The sequence below is a fragment of the Cyanobacterium sp. HL-69 genome (assembly GCA_002813895.1).
Lineage (GTDB): Bacteria > Cyanobacteriota > Cyanobacteriia > Cyanobacteriales > Cyanobacteriaceae > Cyanobacterium.
The window spans coordinates 1,305,841-1,321,969 of record CP024912.1 but is presented as its reverse complement, the minus strand read 5'-3'; the positions used below and the strand labels follow the sequence as shown (position 1 = coordinate 1,321,969).

The following is a 16,129-nucleotide window of genomic DNA, read 5'->3' as shown; positions in this document are numbered from 1 at the left end:
GGAATAGGTCAAGCTGACGGTCTGTTAGTACACTTCGGCTCCATACATTACTGCACTTCCACCTTGTGCCTATTAACGGGTGTTCTTCCCGTGACCTTACACCAGAATACTCATCTTGAGGTGGGCTTCCCACTTAGATGCTTTCAGCGGTTATCCACTCCGTACATGGCTACCCAGCGTTTACTGTTGGCACAATAACTGGTACACCAGCGGTACGTCCTTCCCGGTCCTCTCGTACTAAGGAAGGCTCCTCTCAATATTCTCACGCCTGCACCGGATATGGACCGAACTGTCTCACGACGTTCTGAACCCAGCTCACGTACCGCTTTAATGGGCGAACAGCCCAACCCTTGGGACGTACTTCCGCCCCAGGTTGCGATGAGCCGACATCGAGGTGCCAAACCTCCCCGTCGATGTGAACTCTTGGGGGAGATCAGCCTGTTATCCCTAGAGTAACTTTTATCCGTTGAGCGACGGCCCTTCCACTCAGCACCGTCGGATCACTAAGACCGTGTTTCCACCCTGCTCGACCTGTATGTCTCGCAGTCAAGCTACCTTCTGCCTTTGCACTCTTCGACTGATTTCCAACCAGTCTGAGGTAACCTTTGTACGCCTCCGTTACCTTTTTGGAGGCGACCGCCCCAGTCAAACTACCCACCTGAAACTGTCCTCATTTAAGAGTTAGAATTCTAGCCTTCTGAGAGTGGTATCTCACCATTGACTCCATTATCCCCACAAGGATAATCTCATCGTCTCCCACCTATCCTGCGCACAGCAGGCCCGAACACAATTCCAAGCTATAGTAAAGCTTCATAGGGTCTTTCTGTCCAAGTGCAGGTAGTCCGTATCTTCACAGACAATCCTATTTCGCCGAGCCTCTCTCCGAGACAGCGCCCAGATCGTTACGCCTTTCGTGCGGGTCGGAACTTACCCGACAAGGAATTTCGCTACCTTAGGACCGTTATAGTTACGGCCGCCGTTCACCGGGGCTTCAGTCGCTAGCTTCATCCTAAGACTGACCAACTTCTTTAACCTTCCGGCACTGGGCAGGCGTCAGCCCCTATACCTCCTCTTTCGAGTTTGCAGAGACCTATGTTTTTGCTAAACAGTCGCCTGGGCCTTTTCACTGCAACCACCTCTCGGTGGCACCCCTTCTCCCGAAGTTACGGGGTCATTTTGCCGAGTTCCTTAGAGAGAGTTAACTCGCTCCCCTTAGTATTCTCTACTTGCATACCTGTGTCGGTTTCGGGTACCGGGATTCTACATTCAACACTATTAAAGCTTTTCTTGCCACTATCCTTACACTCTCACAACCGAAGTTGCTTCCAATCCACTTAGGATGAGTTTATCTTTCATGGGTCCCTTTAATAGCTCCTGTAAAACCACGCAGGAATATTTACCTGCTTGCCATCGACTACGCTATTCGCTTCGCCTTAGGTCCGGGCTAACTCTCCACGGACGAACCTTCTGGAGAAACCCTTATGCTTTCGGGGTTGAAGATTCTCACTTCAATTTTCGCTACTTAAGCCGACATTCTCACTTCTCTATCGTCCACATCTGCTTGCCGCTAATGCTTCTCCCAATAGAGAACGCTCCCCTACCACTCAATATGAGTCCATAGCTTCGGTGAAAGACTTAGCCCCGTTCATTTTCGGCGCAGGAGCGCTTGACCAGTGAGCTATTACGCACTCTTTCAAGGATGGCTGCTTCTAGGCAAACCTCCTGGTTGTCTTTGCACTCCCACCTCCTTTATCACTTAGTCTTTACTTGGGGACCTTAGCTGATGGTCTGGGCTGTTTCCCTTTCGACGATGAAGCTTATCCCCCACCGTCTTACTAGTGCTACAATCATGGGTATTCTGAGTTTGTCTCATCTTGGTACCGCTCTCGCAGCCCGCAACGAAACAGTGCTTTACCCCCCATGACATTCCACACCGCTGCGCCTCAACACATTTCGGGGAGAACCAGCTAGCTCCGGGTTCGATTGGCATTTCACCCCTAACCACACCTCATCCGCCAATTTTTCAACATTGGTCGGTTCGGACCTCCACCACCTGTTACGGGGTTTCATCCTGGACATGGTTAGATCACCCGGGTTCGGGTCTACAAACAGTGACTAGCGCCCTTTTCAGACTCGATTTCTCTTTGGCTTCGACTTTCCGTCTTAACCTGCCACTGCCTGTAAGTCGCCGGCTCATTCTTCAACAGGCACACGGTCATCCGTTCTATCGGACTCCCATTGCTTGTAAGCTAATGGTTTCATGTTCTATTTCACTCCCCTCCCGGGGTTCTTTTCACCTTTCCCTCGCGGTACTTTTCACTATCGGTCACACTTTGTATTTAGCCTTACCACGTGGTCGTGGCTGATTCACACGGGATTTCTCTTATACCGTGCTACTCGGGATTCACCTACAATTACTTCTGTTTTCGACTACAGGACTTTCACCTTCTTTGGTCTAGTTTTCAGCTAGTTCGTCTAACGTCCACTCTTGATATCGATGTCCCACTACCCCAGTATTCGTAAACACTGGTTTAGGCTTCTCCCGCTTCGCTCGCCGCTACTAAGGGAATCACTTTTGTTTTCTCTTCCTCCGGCTACTAAGATGTTTCAGTTCACCGGGTTCGCTCATCACCTTTTTATAGGTGTGTTTTTAGGGTTGCCCCATTCGGACATTCTCGGCTCAATGTTTGCTTCCAACTCCCCGAGACTTTTCGCAGGTTGCTACGTCCTTCTTCGCCTTCGTGTGCCTAGGTATCCACCATTAGCCCTTGATTGCTTGACCTAATTATCTGTTTAATACAGACTTCCTACTTACTTTTTTTTCTATGCAGTTTTCAAGGTTCTTACTGAGACTTTTTCCTCAGCATTTGTTCCATCGAACAGTGCTAAGTTTTCTCACTGGAGATAAGCGGACTCGAACCGCTGACATCCTGCTTGCAAAGCAGGCGCTCTACCAACTGAGCTATACCCCCACCTATGGGCCATCCTGGACTTGAACCAGGGACCTCACCCTTATCAGGGGTGCGCTCTAACCACCTGAGCTAATAGCCCATGAACCCAATCTCTAGTTTGAAGTACCATTTTTCATCACATTCCTTGCTGACCACTATACATGGTCTCCCTTATAAGGAGGTGATCCAGCCACACCTTCCGGTACGGCTACCTTGTTACGACTTCACCCCAGTCACTAGTCCCACCTTCGGCGTCCTCCCCCCATAAGGGTTGGAGTAACGACTTCGGATGTTACCAACTTCCATGGTGTGACGGGCGGTGTGTACAAGACCCGGGAACGGATTCACCGCAGTATGCTGACCTGCGATTACTAGCGATTCCTCCTTCACGCCGGCGAGTTTCAGCCGACGATCTGAACTGGGGCTAGGTTTGATGGGTTTCGCTTCACCTTGCGGTTTCGCATCCCTTTGTCCTAACCATTGTAGTACGTGTGTAGCCCAAGACGTAAGGGGCATGCTGACTTGACGTCATCCCCACCTTCCTCCGAGTTCTCCCCGGCGGTCTCCCTAGAGTCCCCAACTTAATGCTGGCAACTAAGGACGAGGGTTGCGCTCGTTGCGGGACTTAACCCAACATCTCACGACACGAGCTGACGACAGCCATGCACCACCTGTCACGATGTTCCCTAAGGCACTCTTAACTTTCATCAAGATTCATCGGATGTCAAGTCTTGGTAAGGTTCTTCGCGTTGCATCGAATTAAACCACATACTCCACCGCTTGTGCGGGTCCCCGTCAATTCCTTTGAGTTTCACACTTGCGTGCGTACTCCCCAGGCGGGATACTTAACGCGTTTGCTTCAGCACAGCAGGAGTTTATACCCGCTACACTTAGTATCCATCGTTTACCGCTAAGACTACAGGGGTATCTAATCCCTTTCGCTACCCTAGCTTTCGTCCCTCAGTGTCAGTACATGTCCAGTAGAGCGCCTTCGCCACTGGTGTTCTTCCTAATCTCTACGCATTTCACCGCTACACTAGGAATTCCCTCTACCCCTCCTGTACTCTAGCTCTTCAGTTTCCACACCCTGCCCGAGGTTGAGCCTCGGTCTTTAAATGCGGACTTGAAGTGCCACCTACGGACTCTTTACGCCCAATGATTCCGGATAACGCTTGCATCCTCCGTATTACCGCGGCTGCTGGCACGGAGTTAGCCGATGCTTATATTAGGTACCGTCACTTTCTTCTTCCCTAAGTTTTGAGGTTTACAACCCAAGAGCCTTCCTCCCTCACGCGGTATTGCTCCGTCAGGCTTTCGCCCATTGCGGAAAATTCCCCACTGCTGCCTCCCGTAGGAGTCTGGGCCGTGTCTCAGTCCCAGTGTGGCTGCTCATCCTCTCAGACCAGCTACTGATCGTTGCCTTGGTAGGCTTTTACCCCACCAACTAGCTAATCAGCCGCGAGCTCTTCCCTAGGCGATAAATCTTTTACTTTTCAGCTCATCCGGTATTAGCAGTCGTTTCCAACTGTTGTCCCCGACCTAAGGGCAGATTCTCACGTGTTACTCACCCGTCCGCCACTATCACCCGAAGGTGACCGTTCGACTTGCATGTGTTAGGCATACCGCCAGCGTTCATCCTGAGCCAGGATCAAACTCTCCATTGTAAAGTTTCCATCACTTTAAAGCGATTTACTCCTTTTTGATTTGAAGTAGTTTTACTTGCTCTTTCTTGGCAATGCTTAAACCGAGGTTTAAGACTTTTGTTTTTTAAATAAAGTTATTTTGACAAGGATATATGTAATACTTGAAAAATGGCTTTCAAACTATTGAATTGTCGAGGTTCGTGGTGTGTCAGGAAGGCGTGTTGCCCTCAATCGCACATATACTAATATAACTAACCTTTTCTAAAATGGCAACTTTTTCTACCATCTTTTTTCAATCTTCTGTCTCAATCACTACACAATAAGGCTTTTGACCTTCAATCTTTTTTCTTTTTTCTTTTGATTGCTCCTTTTTTGTCTTGGCTTTTGTGTTTTAACCTTCTCAACAAGCGACAGGTTTCCGTTTTGACTTTCTTTTAAATGGAGTTATTTGTATGAGAGATTATTCTTTGGTGATGAGGATTTGAATATACACCAAAAAAAAAGCTATTAGTAATAAGATACTGGTAGCCGCAGCAGCGTAACCGAAGTTAAATTGGCGGAATGCTTCTTGGTATATGTAGTAAGCAAGAATATTAGTGCTGTTGGCAGGCCCCCCATTGGTCATTACGTATATTTGTTCAAAAGAGCGAAAAGTAAATATGGCGGTGGTGATGCTACAAAAAATTAGGGTAGGTTTTAAACCGGGCAGGGTTATGTATAGAAACTTTGCCCATGAATCTGCTCCGTCTAATTCTGCGGCTTCATAGCGAGATTTGGGAATTGCTTGTAATCCTGCTAAAAATACAACAAGGTTGAAGCCAATTTGTCGCCATGTACTAAATAGAATAACAACAGGCATTGCCCAAAGGGGACTATTTAGCCAAGGAATAGGGGTTAGATTTATTTGTTGAAGTAGTTGATTAACAGGTCCATTGTTTTGAAATAGCCAACGAAACCCTAAGCCCATGGCAACAAGGGAGGTTATGGAGGGGATAAAATAGCTGGTACGAAAAAAACTTCTGAGGATTATTTTTTGGTTGAGAAGAACTGCTAACAATAAGGGGATGAGGATACTGGGAATGATACTAGTGACGGAAAAGTAAATAGTGTTAATTATAATTTGTGTAAAATCGGAATCTATTATTAGTCTTTTGTAATTGTTTAGACCTATCCATTTTGTGGCGGTGAGGCTTCCGTTGGTAAAGCTGAGGTAAATAAGATAAAGAATGGGTATAAAGAGAAAGATGGTGAGAAGAATTAGGGCCGGGCTAAGGAATAACCATGGGATGATTTTTGTTTTTAGTTTGTTAAGGCTCATGGTGTCGTTAAGAGTTGCAACTTTCTCAAATTTTGTGGATTTGGGGGGCTAAACTATCAGGACATTCCCCCTAGCCCCCCTTTCTTATTCTTTAGTAAGGGGGTAAATACTATACGCATATTTTAAACTGAAGTCTATCTTCCACCTACGGTGATGGAGTCAACTTTTATATGGGGTTGTCCTACGGTGACATAAATGCTACCGCTTACTGAGCCGCAGAATCCTGCTGCTAATGCTAAGTCTTGGGATGACATGGAGATTTTTTTCATGATTTCTTTGGCTTCTCCGATGAGGGTTGCCCCTTTTAGGGGTTTGGTGATTTTGCCGTTTTCTACGAGGTAGGCTTCGTCAACACCGAAGTTAAATTCTCCAGTAGGCCCGACACTGCCTCCGCCCATTTTTTTACAATAAATTCCTTTATCTATGGAGGAGAAGATATTATCTAGGGTGTATTCTCCTGGGGCGATGTAGGTGTTGCGCATTCGGGAGGCGGCGGCGTAGCTGTAGTTACTTCTTCTGCCGCTACCTGTGCGAGGATGTCCTGTGCGAATGGAACCGGCTCTATCTGCGATAAAGTTTTTGAGGATGCCGTTTTCGATGAGGAGGGTGCGTTGGGGGGGCATTCCTTCGTCATCCATGTCGATGGTACCGAAGGCTTTGTCCGATAGTCCTTCGTCCCAAGCAGTGAGATTTTCGTGGGCGATTTTTTCTCCTTTTTTGTCAATAAAGGGAGTACTTTTTCTTTCGATTTGGGTGGTTTCGAGGAGGTGTCCACAGGCTTCATGGAAGATTACTCCGCCGAATTGGTTTGCCATGATGATGGGATATTGTCCAGATTCGACGTAGTCGGCATAGAGCATTTTTCCTGCGGATTCGGCTACTTCCTCTGCTACATTTTGATAGTTCCATTGGCGTAGGAAGTCGGGGTTGCTGGTGTCTCCGTCTCTTTTACCAATGGAGGAGCGATTTTGTCCGTCGGCGCACAGGAGGTTATAGCCGACGGATTGGGTTAGTCTGATGTCTCGGGCGAAGGTGCCATCGGTGGAGGCGACTAATACTTCTTGCCAGTCTCGGAAGTAGGCTGCACGGCGAGATCGCACTTTAGATGCTTTTTTTTCAATAAATTGATTAGCACTTAATAATACATCCCCCATTTCCTGCATATTACTGCACTGACTTAACCACATATCTTTATTTTTGAGAGTGGCATAGTCTCGGAATAGTTCGAGGTTAATTTCGGGAATAAAAGCAGAACCTTGGGGAATAGTTAATCCTAAGATGGAGAGGGCTTTCTCTAAGGCTTGTTTTAAACCGTTGAAGGTTAAATCATTGGTACTAACGTAACAGTCTGCTTTTCCTTTAAATACTCTTACCCCTGCCCCTTTGGCTAGTCTGGGGGTGATACTGGTGATGGTATCGTCTTCGGCTAAACAGTTGATGTAGTTTGATTTTTCAAGGAAAAATTCTACAAAGTCTGCTCCTGCGGCTCTTCCCATTCCTAAAAGGGTTGATAGAGGTTGCTGCCATGAAATGTCGAAGCGATCGCCCTTGGGCTGATATGATAGGTTAGGTATTTCTTTGGAAATCAAGAGTGTTGGTGACATAGATTACTTTAACTGACTTTGTTACATACCATTATATAGTTACAGACTTATGAAAAAGTTGAGTTATAAGGGTAGAGCATCTCGACTTCTTGGGAATTCTAATCATCAATTATCGATTATCCACTGTCAATTATTTACCCCCTTGTCAAAAGAGTCAGGTATATAAGATAATAGTAGATTGTGTATAAAATTACTGTTATAGTAACTATCAGCTAAAACCATGGCAAGTAAAAAAGGCGTTCGCATTATCATTACCATAGAGTGTACAGAGTGTCGTACAAATTCTGACAAACGCTCTAAAGGTGTGTCTCGTTACACCACTATGAAAAACAGACGTAACACCACTGGCAGAATGGAACTTAAAAAATTCTGTACTCACTGCAACAAGCACACTATCCACAAAGAAATTAAATAATTTAGTTTCTGAATTTGTATTTTCCATAAGTAAATAGTAAGTATTAAAAAATTAGATTATGGCTTATTTTCGTAAAAGACTATCTCCCATTCCCACCAGTCAAGAAATTGACTATAAAGATTTAGAGTTGTTACACAAGTTTGTAACTGAAAGAGGCAAAATGTTGCCTCGCCGTATTACTGGTTTAACTGCCCATCAACAAAGAGAATTAACCAGAGAAGTTAAAAAAGCTCGTTTGTTGGCTTTATTACCCTTTATCAACGTGGAAGGTTAGTTTGTGGGTATTAAGTGTTAGGTTAATTTCTTCCAAAAAATTAGGGCATCTGCCCCAGTAGCTTGATAGTATTTTTTACGTCTTCCTGCTAGGGCGAAACCAAATTTTTCATATAGTGCGATCGCACTTTGATTGTGTTCACTAACTTCGAGGGTTGCTCTTTCTAACCCTTTTTCTTTTGCTTGTTTTAGTAATTCTTCTAATAACATTTTGCCTAATCCCTGTCTTTGAAAATCAGGATGAATGGCTAAAATGGTCACATGGGCTTCCTCTACAATTGCCCAAAAACAGCCTAAACCGATTATTCTTTCTTCATTTTTTATATCCGTGGTAATAATCAATAGGGTACTATTGGGGCTTTCTATTTCTTTTTTATAACCGTCTAAACTCCACAATCCACCGAAGCAAAGTTGGTCTAATTTGATAACTTCTGATAAATGTTGTTCAGTTAGGGGTTGAAGTTTTATGGTTGTTAATGACATGAATAGATGCTTTTTAATTTAATTGTATTATTTATTAGTAAAGGCGATCGCCCCTAGATTTTTATCCCTATTCAATATTTTGAGTAACTTCGAGATAAATATGATCAAGATTGACAGGTTGACGAGTAATAGAAGTTAGATTTATGTGATCAAAATATTTTATTAATTCTTCCAAAGGTAAGATGGTAGGTAATAGAAAAGCTAAATCTCCTCCATAATAACGATGTTCAAAACCCTTTTCTTGAGCTTTGAGGATGGCTTTTTCTTCCTCATCAGTTTTAATAATAATAATTTCTTGGGCTGGGACTTTTTTCCTTAGCTCTTTTAATGTTCCCTCCGCAATGATTTCACCGTTTTTGATGATCCCGATGCGATCGCACAGTTTTTGAGCTTCATCCAATAAGTGAGTAGTTAAAAGAATAGTCATACCCTGCTCCTTTAAACTGGTAATAAGTTGCCAAACCTCGTACCTTGCCTCAATATCTAATCCCGTCGTCGGCTCATCCAAAATTAACAACTTAGGGTTATGAATCAAAGCCACAGCGATATTTAACCTTCTTTGCATACCCCCACTAAGGGTATCCACAGGGCTATCCTTTCTTTCTAATAAATTTACCCCCTGTAAACTGCCATAAATTGCCGATTTTAACTTACTACCTTTTAAGCCATAAATCTTGCCAAAAAAAGAGAGGTTTTCAGCACAACTAAGGCTCGGGTATAATAAATTTTCTTGGGGAGCAACCCCTAACAAATACTTACTCCTTACCGATAAATTTTCACCATTAATGTTTACTAAGCCATCATCATAATTTAACAAGCCACAAATAATATTTATCGTAGTAGTTTTTCCCGCACCATTGGCTCCCAATAAACCGTATATCTCTCCTTTTTCAATATTGAGGTTTAAATCTTGTAAAACCGCTCTTTTGCCGAAAAACTTAGTTAAATTTTTGATTTGCAACATTATCAATCCGAGAAAATAAACATTGCAATCATAGCACCTGCTCTCACAAAAAAAGCCAGTTGGATAGATTCCAACTAGCTCAAATGATTGAGAATACACTTTATTAGGTAAATTGTTGAGGATTACTGAAGAACTAACTTCACATTAGCATTCTGTAAACCACGTTGTTTAACCTCTTCAAGGGTTTTATTCACGGCATATTTTTGGTTAATAGAGTTAATTAACTCAGTTTGGTTGTGTTTTTTAGCAACGCCCCAAAGATCTGCAATCAAGTCGAAACTACCATCAGCATTACGAGACCAACCTAAATCATACTCGCCTTCTAATACGGCTACAATGTCGGCACGGAGACGTTGGCCATTATAGCCACGTACATCAGCATCAGTTTTTACGTTGATGCCAAGATCCCGCAAAGAGCTGGTGAGAATTTCAGCAGAAGAGATTTTGGTGCGTAGGGTGCTAAAATGAGACATGGATATTTCCTCCTAAGAGATTAAAGACAACTGTTTAAAAATGTGATAAGATATGCACTTTGAGTGCTTTTGTTAAAACTGCTAGTGGATTACTAGCCTTTCCCGGAAGTGCGGGGGACTACTCCTCCCCCATCCGATGAAAGCCTTTAAAATTCCATACGCTGATACTCAGCGACGGAAGCTGAAGCAGGTCTGGCTCTTTTTCTAGCCCAGTCTCGTAGTGCTGTTACCTGTTCAGTCATGGTGCGGGACAGAGGCAGGGTGGATTTGATGGATGCAATGATGTCTAACTGGGTAAACTCCCGCTCTTGGGCGAAAGCCTCATACATCGCAGCGATTATCGCCTGTTCTATCTCGGCTCCAGAAAAACCTTCTGATACATTTGCTAGTTGCCCGAGATCAAATCTTTCGATGTCGTTTCTACGGTTGGTTAAATGTATCTTATATATAGCTTGTCGTTCTTGGGCGTTGGGCAAGTCAACAAAAAAGATCTCGTCAAATCTACCTTTACGTAAAAACTCACTGGGTAATCTTTCTATGCGGTTAGCAGTTGCCATGACAAATACTGGGGACGTTTTCTCCTGCATCCAAGTTAAAAATGAACCAAAGATACGACTGGATGTGCCACCATCGGAATCAGCGGAACCACCACTACCAGCAAAAGCTTTATCTAGTTCATCGATAAAGAGAATTGCGGGAGATATTGATTCAGCGGTTTTGAGGGCATTACGAAGATTTGCTTCTGATTTGCCTACGGTAGAACCATCATAAACTCTGCCCATGTCTAACCTGAGAAGGGGTAAGCCCCATAATCTGGAGGTTGTTTTGGCAATCAAGGATTTACCACAACCAGGTACGCCCAAAATAAGCATCCCTTTGGGTTGAGGAAGTCCATACTCTCTGGCTCTGTCGCTGAAGGCATCGGAACGCTGGGTTAACCAATGTTTTAGCTCTTCTAGCCCCCCCACTGCCTCAATGGTCTTGTCTTCTTCTACATAGTCAAGGATTCCGTTACGACGGATTAGTTGCTTTTTCTCGGAGAGGACGATTTCTACTTCGTCTTCGGTGAGTTGTCCCGCTTTTACTTGAGCTTTCCGATAAACTTTTTGAGCTTCATCGATGGTTAAGCCAAGGGCTGCACGGAGCAATTTTTCTTTGACTTGGGGAAGAAGTTTTTTCTGGCGAGATTGCTGTAATGCTTTTTCTAATACTGCTTCTAACTCTGAGGATTGGGGTAAAGGAAAATCCAATACAACAACGTCTTTTTCGAGTTCGATGGGTATTTTGTGATAAGGCGACATCAAAATTATTGCTTTGTTTGTGCCTTTAAAGCTATAGATAGCATCCCTCAACCATCGAGTGACAGGGGGAGAGTCCAGGTAGGGATGTAAATCTTTGAATATATAAACCCCATCGTCTTTTTGTCTGACTACCCATTCAATGGCAGCTTCTGGTGAAACTGTGTTGTGTTGTACTCCCTGACGACCTTGGCTATTGCATTCTACAATGCCGTGAGTCACTGTCCACACAAAGACTCGGCTTTTTTGCTCTTTTGTTTCTTGATCTTTAGCGATACGGGCGATCGCACTTTCGGCTCTTTCTTCTTCAGAAGTAACCAAATAAATCAAAGGATATTGAGCTTTGATGAGAATGTTTAACTCTTCTTTCATGATGCCGAACCTCGATATTAGTTTCTCAGTGTACTCAAGTGTCCTAACAGGGAATTAACTCTTCTTGGTCAGATGAATCTTCTAACTGTACACCATCGCCGACTAGAGGAAATTCCTCATCCACAACAGTGGGTTGATTTTTCAACGAGACCATTTCACCATCACGCATCAACATGGGAGTGTCACATTCTGGACATACATGGATTTGGTGAGTCTTACCATAACCTGCTTCGACCTCTTCCACTGTTTCAGGATGTTTTAGATAAAAGCTAACTGCCTTCTCAACTAATGCTGACATAGAGTCAGTGTCGATAGCTGCTTTAACTTTTAACTGTCGATGTAGGTTTGGTGGTAAATAGAGAGTAACTTTTTGCTTTTCTTGCATATTGGCTTATTTGATATGCCCAAGTGCTATATGAATTACTTTAACTATTTTCTTTTTTACTGTCAAGGCGTTATCCCATTTTAACGGCATTATTGTTACATTTCTTTACAATTATTAGGTGATTTTAATGGATAAAAAACCTTCTAGGGTAGATATATCAAACATTTAGAGCATTTGCGTAATATTCAAAGCAAAAGTTTACATTACTCGTGTTTTACAAAAAAAGGGGCTGATAAATGTCATGCCCCCAAAAAAAAATATATGAATAGTTAGACAAATTTTCAAAAATCTCGTTTTTCAATGCAAGGACGAATTTCATTTAAATCCAAATAGCGGTCAGTGGCATTACGCAATTCTCTGGCAATCATGCCTTCTGTGGAAACCACTGTTATGTGGGTATTTTTGGAGCGTAAAAGCTCAATCGCCCTTTCAAAGTCACCATCACCGCTAAATAAAACAACTCGATCATACTGGTCAACGGTATTAAACATATCGACAACAATTTCTATATCAAGGTTAGCTTTTTGGGAAAATCGACCAGAACTATCATCATAATATTCCTTCAGTATTTTTGTTCTTACGGTATAACCCAAGCTAATCAAAGCATCTCGAAAACCCCGCTGATCTTGAGAATCCTTTAAACCCGTGTACCAAAAAGCATTGATTAACATAAATCCCGATTCTTCAGAAAAATAGTCAATGACTTTACGAGGGTCAAAAAACCAACCATTTTTCTGTTGAGCATAAAACATATTATTACCATCAACAAATATAGAAATTCTATCTCGTAAACGATGGTTATTTATGTTATTTACATAGTTATAGTGATTAGTATTATTTATTTCTGAATTAGGAGCAATTATAGTAGTTGAATTTACCTGTGGTTCTGGATTATACTCAGGTCTTGGTATTAGTTGAGGACGAGGATTAAGAATAGGATTTTCATTGGTTTCTAGTTTCAATTCGGGATCATTATCTGACTCGTTTTCCGAATCTTTATTTTGATTAACACCATTTAAATTAGTATAGTCATTGATACTATACTTTCCGTTATTGAAGTTAAAATTAGTCATAATAATTGTTTTTATAAATAAAGTTTTTAACCTTTTAAAGTTAAAATAATAATTTCTATAGCTGTTTTAAATAATTTAAAAAAAATAAACTTCTACAGTTTCTTAATATAGATATTTAAGTCTTAACAAATAATGATAGTTATATTTCTTACTAATTTGAGTGGATAAATATATTAGTTTCTATCCAAATTAAATTTATTTAGACCCATAAATTAGAAAAGATGACAAGTCATATTAAGCAAACCATTATTGATTTTTTAAAATTTTAGTCCTACTAGAAAAAGCAAAATATAGGATAAAATAAAAGTTTAAAAGTTAAACTTTATTATTAATAACATAATATTTTTGCTTTATGTACGAGTTAGTATTCATAACAAAAGTTTCTAAGATTAATGAGTACAAAAAGACATAGCAAACTTAAAGCTGTAAATTTGCAATTAAATATTTGGCATGGTACTTTTTTTATTATTAAATTTAGTTATTCATATTTGAACTGTATTAAGTACAACATTTTTTTATTTATAAAATAAATTTAGTTTTTGATCTAAGTAATAAATAAGTTAATGAAACAATATATATTGCTAAAAATAATAATTAAATTAGTAATATTTTATTTATTCAAAATCTATTTTTAATTAAGGTCCTGATAAAAATTAACCTCAATTATGAGAAATGAGATTTTCTGATTTTTGAAGATAGGAACACCAGTCGCTCCATCCTCCTGCATATAATTTACAGTTATGATAACCAATAGTTTCTAGGGCAAAGATGTTTACACAGGCAGTCACCCCTGAACCGCAGTAGGCGATTATTTCAGGATATTTTAGATATGCTTGCCAGATGGTTTCTAAGTCTAATTTGGATTGTAAAAATCCTTCTGGGGTGCTGTTTTGTTGCCAAAAAACATTATGACTATGAGGAATACTTCCTGCAATGGGATCTATGGGTTCTGTTTTTCCTAAATGGCGATCGCCCGAACGAGCATCAATGGTTGCTACGGTGGGGGATGTTTGAGCTTGTTTTACCTGCTGAATATCAACAGTTAAATCAAAGTTTGGCTCAGGAATAAATGAACCTTGACCATCAGAAGGAATAACGTTATCCGTTGGAAAGTTAAGCTGTTGCCAATGATGCCAACCACCATCGAGAATGAAAACCTGATGATGTCCTAAAAAACGTAATAACCACCATAGACGAGCGCAGAAGGCAAAGCGAGAATCATCATAAACAACTACGGTTGTCTTGTTCTTAATAATGCCAATTTGCTCGAATTTGGTGGCTAATAATTTATTATCGGGTAAAGGATGCCTACCCCCATGGTCAGTAACTGTATTAGAAAGGTGATTATTTAAGTCTAAATAATAGGCATTTTTAATATGGCTGTGATTATATTGTTGATAACCCCAGTTAGCGTCTGGAAGACGAAAGCGACAGTCAATAATTTTGATGTCGGGATTGTTTAGGTTATCTTTGAGCCATTCTGCCGAGACTATGCTCTGATGTTGACCCATTTTTGTAAGTTAATAACAATTAGATAATTAGTTTAAATATAAATAGATAAATATATAGTGGGTTTTGTTTAATTTAACCCTATGACTATAGTAATGGATCTGTTAACAATGAACAATGGATAATTTCTGAGAAGATATATCCCAAAGACTAAATATGTCCTCTATCTTGATGATTAGCCGAGTATGATGAGTAGATAATTAAGGATGATATTAATTTTATGAAAAAAAATATATTTTTACTATGGGCGATCGCCTCTTTCTGCTTATGGTCATTAAGTAGTTATGCCTTTAATACACCCACAGAAATATCTCAACAACAGATTTATCAACCTCCTAGGGGAGATGTAAGGCTATTAGTGATCAGTGATTTAAATAGTGCCTATGGCTCTACGGAATATGAACAGGAAGTACATCAAGCCATAAAATTAGTACCCTTTTGGAGTCCTGATGTGGTTTTATCTGGGGGAGATATGATTGCAGGGCAAAAGGCTTCTCTCAGCAATGCAGAAGTAAAAGCGATGTGGAATAGCTTTGATGCTCAAATTGCCAAACCCCTGCGAGATTTAGATATACCTTTTGGTTTTACCATAGGCAATCACGATGGCTCAGGAAGTTTTAGTTCTCGGGAAAACAGATTTTTTCATCAAAGAGATCGAGATTTAGCAAAAGAGTATTGGCAAAATCATAATCCCAAGGTCAATTTTATTGATCGTACTCACTTTCCCTTTTACTATACCTTTATGGAAAAGGATATTTTCTTTTTGGTGTGGGATGCTTCCTTTCGTAATATTTCGTCTCAACAATTGGCATGGGCAGGGGAAGCGTTGCAATCTCCTGTAGCTAAACAGGCTAAAATGCGCATTGCGATCGGGCATTTACCCCTTTATGGAGTTGCTACTGGTAGAGATAGAGAGGGAGAAGTATTAGACGAAGCAGAATTTTTGCAAAATTTCTTGGAATTAAATGATGTTCACACCTATATTAGTGGTCATCATCACGCTTATTATCCAGCTCACAAAAGAAATTTACAAATGTTACACGCTGGAGTGTTGGGTGGGGGTGCTCGTCAATTAATAGCAGGAAACAGTCAGCCCATGAAAAATTTAACTGTTGTAGATATAAACTTTGATAATCCTGATTTAACCACTTATACCACCTATGATATGAAAACCCTACAGGTTATTAATAATAGTCAATTACCCCGTTTATTAATGGCTCATAACGGTATGATTCTCAGGAGAGATGTAAATGTTCAAAATTTATCTACCTCAGAAAAAAATGCTTGTCTAGCTAAATATCCTTTAAATCCATATACTTGCGAAAATTGATCTTGAATCTTCAATAAAAAACCCCTCTCTTTATTGAG

At 41.2% G+C, this 16,129-nt stretch carries 12 protein-coding genes, 2 tRNA genes and 2 rRNA genes; 3 read left to right on the top strand and 13 right to left on the bottom strand.

Going from position 1 to position 16,129, the window contains the following annotated elements:
• Nucleotides 1–4: 4 nt before the first annotated feature.
• The 6 genes from AA637_RS06045 to AA637_RS06020 form a co-directional block, all read right to left on the bottom strand.
• Nucleotides 5–2,782 (bottom strand): 23S ribosomal RNA (locus tag AA637_RS06045).
• A 117-nt stretch (nt 2,783–2,899) separates the two neighbouring features.
• Nucleotides 2,900–2,972: transfer RNA gene (locus AA637_RS06040), tRNA-Ala, on the bottom strand.
• Between the two features lie 5 nt (nt 2,973–2,977).
• Nucleotides 2,978–3,051: transfer RNA gene (locus tag AA637_RS06035), tRNA-Ile, on the bottom strand.
• Between the two features lie 74 nt (nt 3,052–3,125).
• Nucleotides 3,126–4,615: ribosomal RNA gene (locus AA637_RS06030) — 16S ribosomal RNA — on the bottom strand.
• The 16S and 23S rRNA genes sit together here with 2 tRNA genes alongside, the layout of an rRNA operon.
• A 439-nt stretch (nt 4,616–5,054) precedes the next feature.
• Nucleotides 5,055–5,912 carry a carbohydrate ABC transporter permease gene (locus tag AA637_RS06025; RefSeq protein WP_446684304.1) on the bottom strand — a complete coding sequence of 286 codons (858 nt, stop codon included), beginning with the start codon at nt 5,910–5,912 and terminating at the stop codon, nt 5,055–5,057.
• Nucleotides 5,913–6,046: 134 nt separating this feature from the next.
• Nucleotides 6,047–7,516: a TldD/PmbA family protein gene (locus tag AA637_RS06020; RefSeq protein ID WP_446684303.1), complete on the bottom strand. Its 1,470-nt coding sequence runs from the start codon at nt 7,514–7,516 to the stop codon at nt 6,047–6,049.
• A gap of 220 nt (nt 7,517–7,736) precedes the next feature.
• Here AA637_RS06020 and rpmG point away from each other — a divergent pair, with 220 nt between their 5' ends.
• Together rpmG and rpsR are read left to right on the top strand one after the other, a co-directional pair.
• Nucleotides 7,737–7,931, top strand: coding sequence for a 50S ribosomal protein L33 (gene rpmG, locus AA637_RS06015; RefSeq protein WP_071891713.1), 195 nt, complete (start codon nt 7,737–7,739; stop codon nt 7,929–7,931).
• Nucleotides 7,932–7,989: 58 nt separating this feature from the next.
• The gene (gene rpsR, locus AA637_RS06010; protein ID WP_069790927.1) at nt 7,990–8,205 is read left to right on the top strand and encodes a 30S ribosomal protein S18; all 216 of its coding nucleotides are present in this window, start codon (nt 7,990–7,992) and stop codon (nt 8,203–8,205) included.
• Nucleotides 8,206–8,222: 17 nt separating this feature from the next.
• Here rpsR and rimI read toward each other — a convergent pair whose 3' ends face one another.
• From rimI to AA637_RS05975, 7 genes are all read right to left on the bottom strand, one after another.
• Nucleotides 8,223–8,687: a ribosomal protein S18-alanine N-acetyltransferase gene (rimI, locus tag AA637_RS06005; protein WP_446684302.1), complete on the bottom strand. Its 465-nt coding sequence runs from the start codon at nt 8,685–8,687 to the stop codon at nt 8,223–8,225.
• 67 nt (nt 8,688–8,754) lie between these two features.
• Complete coding sequence (locus AA637_RS06000; RefSeq protein ID WP_446684301.1) at nt 8,755–9,651, bottom strand: ABC transporter ATP-binding protein; 897 nt, start codon at nt 9,649–9,651, stop codon at nt 8,755–8,757.
• Nucleotides 9,652–9,773: 122 nt separating this feature from the next.
• Nucleotides 9,774–10,124 carry a DUF1257 domain-containing protein gene (locus tag AA637_RS05995; RefSeq protein ID WP_069790924.1) on the bottom strand — a complete coding sequence of 117 codons (351 nt, stop codon included), beginning with the start codon at nt 10,122–10,124 and terminating at the stop codon, nt 9,774–9,776.
• A gap of 146 nt (nt 10,125–10,270) precedes the next feature.
• Nucleotides 10,271–11,794 (bottom strand): stress-responsive protein Ycf46, encoded by a 1,524-nt coding sequence (ycf46, locus tag AA637_RS05990; protein WP_446684300.1) that lies wholly within the window; start codon nt 11,792–11,794, stop codon nt 10,271–10,273.
• A gap of 43 nt (nt 11,795–11,837) precedes the next feature.
• Complete coding sequence (locus AA637_RS05985; RefSeq protein ID WP_446684299.1) at nt 11,838–12,179, bottom strand: ribbon-helix-helix domain-containing protein; 342 nt, start codon at nt 12,177–12,179, stop codon at nt 11,838–11,840.
• A 281-nt stretch (nt 12,180–12,460) separates the two neighbouring features.
• Nucleotides 12,461–12,985: a LabA-like NYN domain-containing protein gene (locus AA637_RS05980; protein WP_069790930.1), complete on the bottom strand. Its 525-nt coding sequence runs from the start codon at nt 12,983–12,985 to the stop codon at nt 12,461–12,463.
• Between the two features lie 926 nt (nt 12,986–13,911).
• Entirely contained in the window at nt 13,912–14,763 is an 852-nt protein-coding gene (locus AA637_RS05975) for a sulfurtransferase (protein ID WP_446684298.1), read from the bottom strand.
• A 218-nt stretch (nt 14,764–14,981) separates the two neighbouring features.
• Here AA637_RS05975 and AA637_RS05970 point away from each other — a divergent pair, with 218 nt between their 5' ends.
• Nucleotides 14,982–16,091: a metallophosphoesterase family protein gene (locus tag AA637_RS05970; RefSeq protein ID WP_446684297.1), complete on the top strand. Its 1,110-nt coding sequence runs from the start codon at nt 14,982–14,984 to the stop codon at nt 16,089–16,091.
• The last annotated feature ends 38 nt before the right edge of the window (nt 16,092–16,129 follow it).